This is a genomic window from Mesorhizobium sp. M6A.T.Cr.TU.014.01.1.1, from assembly GCF_004022765.1.
Lineage (GTDB): Bacteria > Pseudomonadota > Alphaproteobacteria > Rhizobiales > Rhizobiaceae > Mesorhizobium > Mesorhizobium mediterraneum.
Window position 1 is genome coordinate 37,310 of the sequence record NZ_RZPG01000033.1, and the last position, 13,789, is coordinate 51,098.

The window sequence follows — 13,789 nt, forward strand, 5'->3', positions numbered from 1 at the left end:
TTTTTGCATATATAAACGATTTAAACAACTTTCAAAATATTTAAATCGATTAATTATTTGATATCATTTGGCTTTTCTGGTTCTGACGCTTACAGTCTCCGTCGTGGGGGCTCCGGAAATTCGCCGGCCAGGATGCTCAAATCGAAGAAGGAACCCTCATGTCGGAAGCCGGCAAACGCAATCCCGCATGGGCGATCGATCGGATCGGCCTGAAAACCACGGGCGCGGTGCGCTATAATTTCGGCGTGGCGGCCCTTTACGAGGAAGCGATCCGCCGCGGCGAGGCCCGGACAACCGCGCATGGCGCGCTCGTCGCCGAAACCGGGCAGCACACCGGCCGCTCGCCCAAGGACAAATTCATCGTGCGCGACGAGACCACCGGGCCGCATGTGTGGTGGGACAACAACAAGGCGATTTCGCCGTCCCAGTTCGACGCGCTGCTCGCCGATTTTCGCGCCCATGCGGCGGACAAGGATCTTTATGTGCAGGATCTGGTCGGCGGCGCCGACGAGGACTTGAAGCTGACGACCAGGGTCGTCACGGAGCTTGCCTGGCACTCCTTGTTCATCCGCAATCTGCTCATTCGTCCGGAAGCCGCCGAGCTCGAGCATTTCGTGCCTGACATGACGATCATCGACCTGCCGTCATTCCGCGCCGATCCCGTCCGCCACGGCACCCGCACCGAAACGGTGATCGCCGTCGATCTCTCGCGCATGATCGTGCTGATCGGTGGCACCTCCTATGCCGGCGAAATGAAGAAATCGGTGTTCACCGTGCTCAACTATCTGTTGCCGGCGAAGGGCGTGATGCCGATGCATTGCTCGGCCAATGAAGGCGCTGGCGGAGACGCGGCCATCTTCTTCGGCCTTTCGGGAACCGGCAAGACGACGCTGTCGGCCGACCCGTCGCGCACGCTGGTCGGCGACGACGAGCACGGCTGGGGTCCGGATGGCATCTTCAATTTCGAAGGCGGCTGCTATGCCAAGACGATAAAGCTTTCGGCCGAAGCCGAGCCGGAGATCTTCGCCACCACGCAGCGCTTCGGCACGGTGCTGGAGAATGTGGTGCTCGACGCGGACCGTGTGCCGGATTTCGACGACGGCAGTCTCACCGAAAACACGCGCTGCGCCTATCCGCTCGACTTCATCCCCAACGCCAGCAAGACGGGCCGCGCCGGTCACCCGAAAAACATCATCATGCTGACCGCCGACGCATTCGGCGTGATGCCGCCGATCGCCCGGCTCACTCCGGCGCAGGCGATGTATCATTTCCTCTCCGGCTATACCGCCAAGGTGGCAGGGACCGAAAAGGGCGTCACTGAACCCGAAGCGACGTTTTCGACCTGTTTCGGCGCACCGTTCATGCCGCGCCATCCGTCGGAATACGGCAATCTGCTGCGCGAGCTGATCGCCCATCACGGTGTCGATTGCTGGCTGGTCAACACCGGCTGGACCGGCGGCGCCTATGGCACCGGCAAGCGGATGCCGATCAAGGCGACGCGGGCGCTGCTTGCCGCGGCACTCGACGGCTCGCTGAACGGGGCCGATTTCCGCACCGACGCCAATTTTGGTTTCGATGTGCCGGTGGCGGTCGCTGGCGTCGACCGCGCCATTCTCGATCCGAGATCGACCTGGGCCGACACATCAGCCTATGACCTGCAGGCGGCGAGGCTGGTCGGCATGTTCGCCATCAATTTCGAAAAATTCGAACCTCATGTCGACGCCATTGTGCTCGGCGCCGCCCCGCGCATGCGCGAAGCCGCGGAATAATCGCCGGGCGGATATCCTGCACCTCAAGGCCCGGACCGGGATCGGGAACGCCCGACCCCGGGGATCGGGCCTTTTCTTTTTTCGCTTGCCGCGCCATGACTGCGGCATGAACGCCGACGACAAGATCATCATTGCCGACGATGCGGTGATCCATCCGGATGACCTGCATGAGGACTTCATCCGCTCGTCCGGCCCTGGCGGCCAGAACGTCAACAAGGTGGCGACGGCGGTGCAATTGCGCTTCGATGCGGCGAATGCGCCGGGCCTGTCGGAGCGCGTCCGCGAGCGAACCATAAAGCTGGCTGGCCAACGCGCCACCAAGGACGGCGTCATCGTCATCGAGGCCGGACGCTTCCGCACGCAAGAGCAGAACCGGGCTGACGCCCGCGCGCGGCTTGCGGAACTGGTCGCCAAGGCCGCCGAACCGCCGCCGCCGCCGCGCAAGAAGACGAGGCCGTCGAAAGGCGCGGTAGAAAGGCGGCTGAAGACTAAAGCTGGGCGCGGCACAATCAAGAAACTGCGCGGCCGGGTGGACGACGATTAGAGCGACGTGCGTCCACGATGTGGCAGGCGCGACATCGATCCCGCGGTCGAGACGGCTTCCAATTCAAGGTTGCAGATGGCAAGTTCTGTATTCGCCGCAGCAAGGGAGACCACAGATGGGCATGTTTGATTTCGTCAAGGGCGCGTGTCCAAGGTGCAGGCGGACGAATTGCAGGTCGCCGCACCCGAGTCCGGCACGCCCGCTACCGCGGCCAAGGAACCGACCTTCTACACGGTCAAGAAAGGCGACAACCTCTGGAAGATCGCCGAAAAGAGCTACGGCAAGGGCAAGGGTGCGAAGAACCCGATCATTTTCGAGGCCAACAAGCCGATGCTGAGCCACCCAGACAAGATCTATCCGGGGCAAGTCCTGCGCATACCGGACCTCGACTAAGAGACTGTTTGGAAACTCTACTCCGGCGGCCATCTGATGGCGTTTTCTGCGCTTCCGGTGCTCACGTGCTTAAGTACGCTCCGCTCCGGTTCTCGAAACCACCACCATATGACTCGCCAGAGCGAATTTCGAAACAGTCTCTAAGCCCGGTGCAATCGCGACAAGAGAAGAACGGCGGCTTTCGGGTCGCCGTTCTTGTTTGTTGGTGGCATTGTCCGCCAGATGAACCTAATGGAGCGACCAAGCTGATGCTCGTTCTGCCCAAAGGCGTCCGCCACATGCCCGGCTATCTGTCCCGTCCGGTGCAGGAAGCGCTGGTCGAGGATGTGAGACGGGTCGTACAGGGGGCTCCCCTGTTCGTGCCGGCCATGCCGCGCACCGGCAAGGAGATGAGCGTGCGCATGACCAATTGCGGCCCGCTCGGCTGGGTCACCGACAAGGAGCACGGCTATCGCTACCAGCCGACGCACCCGGTGACCGGAACGCCCTGGCCGCCGATCCCGGACGTGCTGCTCGAGTTGTGGCGGGACGTGTCTGCCTATCCGCATCCGCCGGAGGCTTGTTTGGTCAATTTCTATTCGCCGGACGCGAAGATGGGCCTTCACCAGGACCGCGACGAGGAGGATTTCGCCGCGCCGGTCGTGTCGGTCTCACTGGGCGACGATTGCCTGTTCAGGGTCGGCCAAAGCACGCGCGAAGGCGGCACAAAATCGTTCAGGCTGAAAAGCGGCGACGTCGTCGTGCTTGGCGGCGAAGGCCGCCTCTCTTTTCACGGCGTCGACCGCATCTATCCCTCGACCTCGGCGTTGCTCAGGAATGGCGGACGGATCAATCTGACGCTGAGGCGGGTGACGACGCCGACGTGAGGCGCCCGACCGTCAACGGGCCGGGGCGGACATAGTCCTCGCGTAGATAGATGCGCAGGGCACCGTCTTCGGCGAGCACGTGGTAACGGGCCAGGATCGCGTCAAAGCCAAAACGCTCGGTCAGTTGGCTTGTCCAGTTGGTGTTGTTTTTCTTGAAGATGATGACATCCGCGCGCAGGCGCTCAAATTCTTCGCGCTTGCTTTCGGCGTAGCGCACCATGATGGCTTGGTAACGTGTCGCCTCGGCGGTGTCACCGGAGAGGACCGCCTGCTGGGACAGGCGGAGCGAGAACGCTCCAAGCCAATCGCTGACATGGGTCGAAACGAACTGCCCGTCGATCATGCGGTTCAGCGGATGTCCAGAGGAAATGTCCGGGCTGATCAACGCAACGGTCGGCCGATCGGTCGCGGCGCGAATGGCGGCAACCAGCGCGGGGTCTGGCTTCTGAGTGCTCCAGTACGGCAAGAAAGCGATTGCCACCCCCGCCAGCGCCCAAGCTCGCGAAGGTGTCGTCACAAAAGACAACAGCCTTGGCTGCTGCTGCTTGATCCTGGGCAATGCCAGCAGGCAGAGAATGGCTGCCACGGCGCAAAAGATGGCGGGATAGGCATGATAGGCCCAGCCTTTCGCCTGGTAGAACAGCGGGAACATGCCGGCGACCGACGCGGTCAGCGCTACCGCCGCCAGCTCCGGAAATCGCCCGGCCGGCCACAGCCACCACGTCAGGAATACGAGAAAGCCCCACGTAAAACCGTAGACGATCACAATCGGCAGAAAGACGCTGACCTTTGCATAAACATCCGCCATCAGGGGATAAACGTCGCGCAGGAATTCCGGATGGATCAATGTGACCGCGCCGAAATAAGCGATGCAGACGCCGCCTATGACCCAGTGCTCCGGAGCGAAAACCGATTTCAGACTGCATTGGCGTGCTGCGACGAGCAGTGCCGGCGCCAACACCATGATCGCGTAGTAGGGCTTGATCAGCAACAGAACACTGCCCGACAGGCCGGCAAGGGCTGCAAGACCCAAGCCTGGTTGCGCCTTTGCATCTCGGCGCGCGCGCCAGGCATGAAGTGCGAGCAGCGGCATGAAAAGCGCTATGCCGATATGCTCTCGCTCGCTGAAGGCGTTGCCGGGAAAGACCACCAGCATTGCGTAGAAAGCTGGCGCCAATGCAAATAGTGATGCTGCTTCGGCGAAACCCGCACGCTTGACGATCACGCCCGAGAACGAAAGTCCGACAAGTGCGGCAAGATAGGTCCAGGCCTGAACCAGGACTTCCGGGGCGATTCCCAGCAACCTGGCCGCAGCCACTGGCGGCAGATAGAGCCATACGCTGAATGGAGGGTTGGTCTCGTAGATTTGCGTGTAGAGCCGCTCACCAGAGAGTATCCGCTCGCAGACGGTGATCAGCCAACTCGTATCCGGAATAGTTCCCCAGCGCACCTGACAGGCGATCGACAAGACTGTGAGCGCAGCAATCGCAAGGACATTGCGGCCAGGATGCAGCGACGCCGCAAAATCCCGACTGCCCCACCGGCCCCAGCCGCCAGTCTCGTTCGCGACGCTCACGGTGCTGTCCTGCCCCGGAACGTTGACATATGTGCTCTCCGATAAAACGATTGGATAGCCCTTACCATGTTCTCTGTAGCCTCTCCCTCGATCAGCCAATCGGCCGGACGGAACTAGTTCGAAACGGGCGTCAATTGGCGCGCGCCGCCGCGCAGAAAGACGGTGATCTCCGGCTCGGCGTGCAGCACGTGATAGTCGCTCAAGGCAGCCGCGACCCGCTCGTCCTGCAGCATCAAGGCAGTCCACGAGGGGGAGCCTGACAGCACGATATCGGGCTTCTCCGCTGATATCTCGGCGGCGTATTCGCCGATCACCCGATCGCGGATCCCTTCAAATTTCCGTTTCTGTCCGTGTTCATCGGCCTTGCGAGCAAGTATTTCCGCATTGAACACCGCCCAGGCGCCCGGGTGACGCGACATGAACCTGCCGCCGACCAGCCTGGTGAGAGGATGGCCCACCTGCATCCGATCCGCGATCGACATGATCGTCGGGTTTTCGATCGTGGCGCTGATTGTGGCGGCGGACCGCTCCATCGGCTCGTTGTCCGCAGTCAGCGCAGCGTATTGTGCTCTAATCGTTATTTGCAGCACCAACACGCAGCCGAAGACAAGGCCGGCTTTGCGAACGAAGCCTGCAGCGCGGAACTCACCGAACCGCGGAAGCTGGACAGCGAATGCAAGTACCGCCACAACCACCATCGGCAGCGCGTGATTGGGCCAACCCTTGCCCATGACGACGAAGGCGGGGATGAACCCGAGAGCGGCCAAGAGCGGAATCCGGACGTCCCAATGCAATCGCCTGATGTCGCCCGCTGCCAGCAGGACGGCCGCGGCCAGAAGCAGCACTATCTTCGGCCAGTTTGCCATCATCTCGACGACCGAAGCTCTCAGCGGCAGATACACCTCCCTGACGAAGGGCAGTATTTCGCTGAAATAGGCGCGGTCGAAGATCGCAATGGAAGCCACATAGATGACGATGACCGCAGCGCCGAGAAGATTTTCCACAGCGAAGAACGGCTTTAGAGACCGTCGATGGAGCGCAAGGCACAGCGAGGGCAGCAGGAAGGCCAGGGCAAAATGCGGCGGTTTGAGCATGATAACGGTGGCCGCGCCCAGCCCCGCCAGAACGCGCTCCACGGTCGAGCCTGCGACGAAGTCCGGCGTTCGCTGGCGTGCGCACTGCAATGCCAACCAGGGCAGAATGGCAATCAGCGCGAAATGCTCGCGCTGGCCGAATTGGTCCGGCAGGAAACACAGGACCATGAACAGCGCGACCGGAGCTGCCAAGAGAGCGTTAGGCTGTCGGTAAATCGGGTCGACGCGGGCGAGAATGCGGGCGGAAACAACCAGGCTGGCCAAGCTCAGGCAGACGACACCGAGCGTCAGCCAGACTTCGGCGCGTATGCCGCTAAGCTTTTCCAAGAGCATAAACGGCATGTAGAGAAAGATCGAGAAAGGCGGATTGGTCTCTATGATGTCGGTGTTCAGTCGCTCTCCGCCGAGCAACCGATCACACGCAACCAGGAGCCATGACACATCGACATTGGTCGGCGTCACAACCGTCGATAACCAGGCAGCATACGCCACGACCACGCCGGCCAGCAACAACGGAGCAGCACCTGCGCCGCCGACAAACCGCGAGAAACGGCCTATGGTAGGCAGCGGTTCACCGAGGGATCGCGCGCTAGAGACCACGAAACACCCAGCGCCCGAGGACGACATAGTTGATGACCGGCACGGCAATGCAGGTAAGCAGGATCGGGACTGAAGCAGGGACGCCGAGCATCTGGGTCAAAAACCCCGGCAGAGCGACCGCGATAGCGAGGCCCGAAGCGGTGAGCAGGAGGAAGCGAGGCAGTTCCATTGCGTGGCTGCCGCCAGAGATGAATGTGAAATATTTATGCCCGGTATAAGAGAACAGCGCGGCGATGGCATAAGCCGCAAAGGATGTGAGTGCTGCCGGCAGGCCAGCCGTTGCCTGTCCACGCGACAGCAGGAAAGCGCAAACGGCATAGATCAGCGTCGATGCAATCCCGATCAGGGCAAAGCGCGACAGGCGACGATACGAGCCAGTAGCCGACATGGCGCGGTCAGGCTGCCAGTTTCTCGTCGAAGCGACCGGTTTCGACGGCGCCGTCCTTGCGAAACACCGCCAGCAGCGAAACACCAAACGGCAGGCTTGCGTTTGGCACGATCCGGCCCTCCGCCGAAAACATGGCCTTCATCGCTGCATTGAGCGGCTTCGGCGGCGTCGCGTGGCCCGCTGGCCTGGCCGGTTTGCGCAGCCTGTCCACCAGTCGTGCCAACACTGCTGCGGGAAACAGCGCGGCATTGGTATAGCTCAGCCGGTCGATCGTGAAGCCGGCCTTTTCAATGCGCTCACGCAGCAGATTGCGGGAATAGCGCCGCATGTGGTGCAGCCCCACATCGTGGGTGCTCCACAGCCATTGATGTGCGGGCACGGTAAGGATGACGCGGCCGCCTGGTTTCAGCATTTGACGGATTGCGGCCAGCGATGCTTCGTCCTCCGCGACATGCTCCAGCACGTCGAACAGGCAGATGAGGTCGCAGCTTTGCGGCGCAACAGGAATATTGTCCGGCAGATGGCCGGCAAGAAAGTCGCGGCCGGTCTTTTCCCCGGCGATCTCGCGCGCGAGATCACTCATTTCCACCGCCGTCACCGCGCCGAACTGTTCCAGCATCTGGATGTTGCCACCGGTGCCGGCGCCGATCTCGACGATGCGCGCCTTTGCGGGCAGGTCGAGGTGGCGAATGACCGCCTCCGCGATGGCGCGCCGCCCACAGAACCACCAATGCTCGTCTTCGGTGGCGGCCATCTGTCGGTAGGCATCGAGCTCCATCAGTTCATCCCCTCATATTTGCGACGCACGATGTAGATCGGACGCTGCTTGATCTCGGCGTAGACCCTGCCGAGATACTGTCCGATGATGCCGATGCCGAGCAACTGGATGCCGCCAAGGAAAAGAACACTGACCAGCAGCGAAGCGTAGCCTGGCACATCCGCGCCAAAGATCATCGTCTTGGCGACGATCAGCAGGCCGTAGAGAAACGACAATGCCGAGATCGTCGCGCCGACATAGGTCCAGATTTCAAGCGGCGCGGTGGAGAAGCTGGTGATGCCTTCGAGCGCGAAGTTCCACAGCCTCCAGCCGGAGAATTTCGACTGGCCGGCGATGCGCCGATCGCGGACATATTCGACGGTTGCGGTGCGGAAGCCCACCCAGGCGAACAGGCCCTTCATGAAACGACGGCGTTCGGGCAAGGAGCGCAGCGCTTCGATGACCTGACGATCGATCAACCTGAAGTCGCCGACATCGTGCGGGATCTTCTGCTGTGCGATCCAGTTGTGAACGCGGTAGAACGTCGAGGCGGAGCGCTGCTTTAGAAAACTGTCGCTCGACCGATTGGCTCGCTTGGCCAGAACGACCTCGAAACCTTCGCGCCATTTTTCGACAAGCAGCGGAATGACATGCGGCGGGTCCTGCAGGTCGACATCCATGGGAATTGCGGCATCGGCATCGCAGCTGTCGAGACCGGCGGTCATCGCGGCCTCCTTGCCGAAATTGCGGGAAAGATCGATCACCCGAATACGCGGATCGGCTTGCCGGGCTTCGATCAGCCGTTCGAGCGTCGCATCGCTGCTGCCGTCATTGATGAAGATGAGATCGAAGGTAATGCCATTTTCCTGCAGCGGATCGATGCTTTCGCATACGGCCTTCAGAAATGGGGCGATCGCGCCTTCCTCGTTATGCACCGGCACGATCAGCGCAATCGTGGCGATCCCGCTCCCCGGATGTGCGACGCGGTCAGCTGCCGGTCGATCAATATGAAGGAAAGGCGCGTTCATTGTTTGCCGGAGCCCGCAGATCAGGCTCGACAATAGAGAGGCTGGGTTAAGATGACTTTAAGGAATGGCTCGGAATTTCACAGCTTCCTGAGCGCCACCTCCTCAACCAGATGATTGGCGCCCTTGCGCAGGATGAGATCGGCGCGGGCTCGCGTCGGCAGGATGTTCTCGCGCAAATTCTTCAGGTTGATGTTGGCCCACAAGCCTTCGGCGATGGCGCGGGCCGCTGCTTGCGAAAGTTGCGAATAGCGGTGGAAGAAGGAATCCGGGTTGCGGAAGGCAGTCTCGCGCAGCCGCATGAAGCGGGCGATGTACCAGTGATGGATCAGCTCCTCTTCGGCATCGATATAGATGGCGAAGTCGAAGAAATCCGACAGGAAAGGCACGATCTTGCCGTCCTTCGGCAGCTTGCCGGGCTGAAGCACGTTGATGCCTTCGAAGATCAATATATCCGGCCGGTCGATGGTCTGGAACTCGCCGGGAATGACGTCGTAAGTCAGGTGCGAATAAACAGGCGCGCGGACATTGCGCTGCGCTGATTTGATCCCCGACAGGAAACGCAGCAGGGCGCCGACGTCATAGCTGTCGGGAAAGCCCTTGCGTTCCATCAGGTTGTTGCGGCGCAGGATTTCGTTGGGAAGCAGGAAGCCGTCGGTGGTGATCAGATCGACCTTGGGGCTCGACGGCCAGCGCGCCAGCAATTCCTTGAGCACGCGCGCCGTGGTCGATTTGCCGACCGCAACGGAACCGGCAATGCCGATGATGAAGGGCGTTTTGACGATATCCACCGCGTTGAAGAAGGCCTGGCGCTGCCTGAACAGCAGCTGGCTCGCCTCGACATGGGCCGACAAAAGCCGCGACAGCGAAAGATAGATGCGCTTGACCTCTTCGAGGTCGACCGGATCGTTGAGCGAGCGCAGGCGACGGATCTCGTCCGCGCCCAGCGTCATCGGGGTGTCGGCGCGGAACTGCGACCATTGCTCCGCCGAGAAGAAACGAAAGGGTGAGTATTTCTCGGTGGGGGCGAGCTGGTCCATCGAGTTTCCTACCCTCCGCAGCGATCAGCCCCGGTCCTGCCGAGACGCCTTTTCGGCGATGCCCGAACGACTGGTGCGGCGCTCGAGTTCGGTCAGGACATCGGCTAGCGGAACGCCGGCGACGCCCAGAACGACGAGCCAATGATAGATGAGATCGGCGCTTTCCGAAACGAGCGCTTGTCTGTCACCCCCAACGGCCGCGATCACTGTTTCGACCGCCTCTTCGCCGAACTTCTGCGCCGCCTTGTCGATGCCGCGCGCGAACAGCTTTGCCGTCCATGAATCCGCATCGCCGGAATGCGCGCGCTCCCTGATGATTGTCTCCAGATCGGAGAGCGAAAACTCAGCCATGGCGCCATCTATCTGCTTGTTTAAGCATAATCTTTTCCGATAACCCGGTCCCCACTTTTCATGCTTTAGAGCCGATCGCCCGATGAGTCCAGCCGCATCGGCAGGCCGGCGCGGGCCATATGCGCCTTGGCTTCGGCGATGCTGTAAGTGCCGAAATGGAAGATCGATGCCGCCAGCACCGCCCCGGCATGGCCATCGCGAATGCCCTCGACCATGTGATCGAGCGTGCCGACGCCGCCGGAGGCGATGACCGGCGCACGCACGGCGTCGGCGATCGTGCGGGTCAGCGCAATGTCGTAGCCGGCCTTGGTGCCGTCGCGATCCATCGACGTCAGCAGGATCTCGCCAGCGCCGCGATCGACCATCTGCCGAGCGAATTCGACCGCGTCGATGCCGGTCTTCTCGCGGCCGCCATGGGTGAAAATCTCCCAGCGGTCGGCTTCGCCTTGGCCCGACACTTTCTTGGCGTCAATGGCGACGACGATGCACTGGTTGCCGAACTTGTCGGCCGCTTCGGTGACGAAATCGGGATTCTTCACCGCCGCCGTGTTGATCGACACCTTGTCGGCGCCGGCCAAAAGCAGCTTTCTTATGTCGGCGACCTGGCGCACGCCGCCGCCGACTGTCAGCGGCATAAAACATTGTTCGGCGGTGCGGGCGACGATGTCGAAGATGGTCTCGCGGTTGTCGGACGAAGCGGTGATATCGAGGAAGCAGAGCTCGTCGGCACCAGCGGCGTCATAGGCCTTTGCTGCCTCGACCGGATCGCCGGCATCGATCAGGTCGACGAAGTTGACGCCCTTGACGACGCGGCCGTTCTTGACATCGAGACAGGGGATGACGCGGGCTTTCAGCATCAAATCCTCTCAAGCGCGGCAAGAAAATCGCCAAGCAATTGCCCGACGACAGGCGGAACTTCGCCCTTGGCGTCAAAGGCAGGGTCGTAGGCAGACAGGGTGATGCCGACAATCGGGATCGACTTGGCCAGCCCGCAAACCAGTTGCCGCAGTTGCTCCGGGTTTGGGCCCCCCGACTGCGCATAGCGGTTCACTTGCAGCACATCCGGATCGTGAACGTCCAGATCCAGATGCAGGTGTACTTGGGCCGCGCCGGCCGCCTTCAGCTTTCCAACGTTGTCGAGCGCATCGGCCCATTGAGTGCGAATGATCGGCAGCGTCTCTAGAAGCCGCCCTTCATCGGAATCGAGGTCGCGCGCATCGACCAGCATGCACCGCGATGGATCGATCGCCTGGAAGCGGGGAATTGTGGCTGTCATCGGACGCCAGCAGAGCCCCAGCGTCGTCGCCAGCGCCATGCCGTCGAGGAAGCCGTAGGCGGACGTCTCGGGCGTGTTGAGATCGCCATGCTGATCGATCCAGATGATCGAATCCGCGGCGTCGCCAGCCACCGCACCGGCGGCGGTCAGGCAATTTCCGGCGAGCACGATGGGAAAACGCTCATCGTCGCGCGCCAGATCGACCTTGGTGGCGACTGCCCGGCAAACCGCGAAGCCTGTCGCGATTTCGCGTCTCTGGGCATCGCCGACCTCGCCGATGTCCTCGACGACGACATCGTGGCCGCGGAAGGTAAGTTCATCGACAAGGCCGCCGGCAATGATGGCGTCGGGACCCTGGCCAAAGCCGGCATGGTAAAGGCCACTGTCATAGGGTGCGAGGATGATCGAGAGTTTCATCGAGCCCTCGCCTTCTGCGATCCGGCCGCCAGGATCGCCAGTGCCTCGGCCGGATCGATACGCCCATCATAAAGCGCGCGGCCCGAGATGGCACCTTCGAGTTTTTGCGCATCGGGCATGGTCATGCGCACGATATCGGCGATCGAGGCCAGACCTCCAGAGGCGATGACCGGGATCGAAACCGCATCGGCGAGATCGATGGTGGCGTCCCAGTTGATGCCAGTCAGAACGCCGTCGCGATCGATATCGGTGTAGATGATGGCGGCGACGCCGGCGCCCTCGAATTTCTTCGCCAGTTCGATGACGCCGAGGCTCGAGGCCTCTGCCCAGCCCTCGACCGCCACCTTACCGCCCTTGGCGTCAATGCCGACGGCGATCTTGCCGGGGAATGCCTTGCAGGCCTGCCTGACCAGATCGGGATCGCGCACGGCCACCGTGCCGAGAATGATGCGGGCCAGCCCGCGATCGAGCCAGTCCTCGACCTGCGCCAGGGTACGGATGCCGCCGCCAAGCTGCACCGGATTTTTCGTCGCTTTGAGGATGGCGCCGACCGCCGCGCCGTTGACGCTCTGGCCTTCGAACGCACCGTTGAGGTCGACCACATGCAGCCATTCAAAGCCCTGTTGCTCGAAGGCCCTGGCCTGCGCTGCCGGATCATCATTGTAGATCGTCGCGGTCGCCATATCGCCGTGCTTCAGGCGCACGCATTTGCCGTCCTTGAGGTCGATGGCCGGGAACAGGACCACCGTTCAGGCGCCTTCGACAATGACGAAGTGACCGGTCGAGGCGGCAAGCCTGTACTTCAGGGCTGCCCGGTATTCAGGCGACTCGTAGCATTCTATCGCCTTGTCGTAGGACTCGAACTCCACCAGGACATGACGGTTGCCTGTCGGCCCTTCCGGGTTCGCGTGACGCCCGGCCCGCACGGGAAACTTCGCACCATATTTCGCAAAAGCCGCGGCGTTCGCCTCGATATATTGCTTGTAGACCTCGGGATCGCGGACATCGACCATCGCCATCCAGTAGCCTTTTTTGCTCATATCAGGGCCTCCAGCGCAGGAAATTGGTGATCAGCGCCAGGCCAAGCGCCTGGCTCTTTTCGGGATGGAACTGCGTGCCGGCGAGATTGTCGCTGATGACAGCGGCCGTAACCGGACCACCATAGTCGGCAATCGCCAGCACGTCGTCCGCTTTCCTGGCGTCAAGATGATAGGAATGAACGAAATAGGCGTGCAGTCCCTTGGCGCCGGTTGGAATGCCGGAAAACAGCGGATGCTTGTGCGTGAGCTCGATGGTGTTCCAGCCGATCTGCGGGATCTTCAGCGCAGGATCGGCCGGGGTGATCTCCTTGACGTCGCCGGCGATCCAGCCAAAGCCTTTTGTAACGGTCTTTTCCAGGCCCCGCTCCGACATCAGCTGCATGCCGACGCAGATGCCGAGGAACGGCCGCCCCTTGACGATCGCGACCTCCTCGACCGCTTCCCACATGCCGGCCACAGCGCGCAGCCCGGCCGCGCAATCGGCGTAGGCGCCGACGCCGGGCAGGACGATGCGGTCGGCGGTTCTGACACGCTCGGCATCGGCGGTCAGGTCGATGGCGGCGGCGATGCCGGCTTCGTGCGCGGCGCGCTCGAAGGCTTTGGTGGCCGAGCGCAAATTGCCCGAACCGTAGTCGATGATCGCGACCCGCATG

Annotated in this window: 15 protein-coding genes and 1 pseudogene; 4 read left to right on the forward strand and 12 right to left on the reverse strand. The window is 61.8% G+C overall.

Going from position 1 to position 13,789, the window contains the following annotated elements; all coding sequences use genetic code 11:
• Positions 1–158 precede the first annotated feature (158 nt).
• The 4 genes and pseudogenes from EN885_RS28610 to EN885_RS28625 all read left to right on the forward strand — a co-directional run bounded on the left by EN885_RS28610 (position 159) and on the right by EN885_RS28625 (position 3,572).
• The gene (locus tag EN885_RS28610) at positions 159–1,769 is read left to right on the forward strand and encodes a phosphoenolpyruvate carboxykinase (RefSeq protein WP_127291149.1); all 1,611 of its coding nucleotides are present in this window, start codon (positions 159–161) and stop codon (positions 1,767–1,769) included.
• Between the two features lie 106 nt (positions 1,770–1,875).
• On the forward strand, positions 1,876–2,313 hold the full coding sequence (arfB, locus tag EN885_RS28615) for an alternative ribosome rescue aminoacyl-tRNA hydrolase ArfB (protein WP_077374749.1): 438 nt from the start codon (positions 1,876–1,878) through the stop codon (positions 2,311–2,313).
• Between the two features lie 144 nt (positions 2,314–2,457).
• A pseudogene (locus tag EN885_RS28620) lies at positions 2,458–2,706 on the forward strand (LysM peptidoglycan-binding domain-containing protein); the annotation flags it as partial.
• Between the two features lie 248 nt (positions 2,707–2,954).
• Positions 2,955–3,572 carry an alpha-ketoglutarate-dependent dioxygenase AlkB gene (locus EN885_RS28625; RefSeq protein ID WP_128243715.1) on the forward strand — a complete coding sequence of 206 codons (618 nt, stop codon included), beginning with the start codon at positions 2,955–2,957 and terminating at the stop codon, positions 3,570–3,572.
• Here the strand turns inward: EN885_RS28625 and EN885_RS28630 are convergent.
• The 12 genes from EN885_RS28630 to hisH form a co-directional block, all read right to left on the reverse strand.
• Positions 3,535–5,247 (reverse strand): hypothetical protein, encoded by a 1,713-nt coding sequence (locus tag EN885_RS28630; protein WP_128243716.1) that lies wholly within the window; start codon positions 5,245–5,247, stop codon positions 3,535–3,537. The two genes, EN885_RS28625 and EN885_RS28630, sit on opposite strands and share 38 nt — an antisense overlap.
• A 14-nt stretch (positions 5,248–5,261) precedes the next feature.
• The gene (locus EN885_RS28635) at positions 5,262–6,734 is read right to left on the reverse strand and encodes a hypothetical protein (RefSeq protein ID WP_206616859.1); all 1,473 of its coding nucleotides are present in this window, start codon (positions 6,732–6,734) and stop codon (positions 5,262–5,264) included.
• Positions 6,735–6,831: 97 nt separating this feature from the next.
• Positions 6,832–7,230 carry a GtrA family protein gene (locus EN885_RS28640; protein WP_095485060.1) on the reverse strand — a complete coding sequence of 133 codons (399 nt, stop codon included), beginning with the start codon at positions 7,228–7,230 and terminating at the stop codon, positions 6,832–6,834.
• A gap of 7 nt (positions 7,231–7,237) precedes the next feature.
• Entirely contained in the window at positions 7,238–8,008 is a 771-nt protein-coding gene (locus EN885_RS28645; RefSeq protein WP_128243717.1) for a class I SAM-dependent methyltransferase, read from the reverse strand.
• Positions 8,008–9,015 (reverse strand): glycosyltransferase family 2 protein, encoded by a 1,008-nt coding sequence (locus tag EN885_RS28650; RefSeq protein ID WP_128243718.1) that lies wholly within the window; start codon positions 9,013–9,015, stop codon positions 8,008–8,010. Before EN885_RS28650 ends, EN885_RS28645 begins: the two co-directional genes overlap by 1 nt.
• 77 nt (positions 9,016–9,092) lie before the next feature.
• Positions 9,093–10,052 (reverse strand): type I pantothenate kinase, encoded by a 960-nt coding sequence (gene coaA, locus EN885_RS28655; protein ID WP_095484481.1) that lies wholly within the window; start codon positions 10,050–10,052, stop codon positions 9,093–9,095.
• A 24-nt stretch (positions 10,053–10,076) separates the two neighbouring features.
• Entirely contained in the window at positions 10,077–10,403 is a 327-nt protein-coding gene (locus EN885_RS28660; RefSeq protein ID WP_128243719.1) for a phosphoribosyl-ATP diphosphatase, read from the reverse strand.
• A gap of 65 nt (positions 10,404–10,468) precedes the next feature.
• A complete protein-coding gene (gene hisF, locus EN885_RS28665; protein ID WP_164897937.1) occupies positions 10,469–11,263 on the reverse strand; it encodes an imidazole glycerol phosphate synthase subunit HisF in 795 nt (264 codons plus the stop codon).
• A complete protein-coding gene (locus tag EN885_RS28670; protein WP_128243721.1) occupies positions 11,260–12,096 on the reverse strand; it encodes an arginase family protein in 837 nt (278 codons plus the stop codon). The genes hisF and EN885_RS28670 overlap by 4 nt, the downstream gene beginning before the upstream one ends.
• Complete coding sequence (gene hisA / locus EN885_RS28675) at positions 12,093–12,842, reverse strand: 1-(5-phosphoribosyl)-5-[(5-phosphoribosylamino)methylideneamino]imidazole-4-carboxamide isomerase (protein ID WP_128243722.1); 750 nt, start codon at positions 12,840–12,842, stop codon at positions 12,093–12,095. Before hisA ends, EN885_RS28670 begins: the two co-directional genes overlap by 4 nt.
• A 3-nt stretch (positions 12,843–12,845) precedes the next feature.
• Positions 12,846–13,136: a DUF1330 domain-containing protein gene (locus EN885_RS28680; RefSeq protein WP_128243723.1), complete on the reverse strand. Its 291-nt coding sequence runs from the start codon at positions 13,134–13,136 to the stop codon at positions 12,846–12,848.
• A gap of 1 nt (position 13,137) precedes the next feature.
• Positions 13,138–13,788 carry an imidazole glycerol phosphate synthase subunit HisH gene (gene hisH, locus EN885_RS28685; RefSeq protein WP_128243724.1) on the reverse strand — a complete coding sequence of 217 codons (651 nt, stop codon included), beginning with the start codon at positions 13,786–13,788 and terminating at the stop codon, positions 13,138–13,140.
• Between the last annotated feature and the right edge of the window lies 1 nt (position 13,789).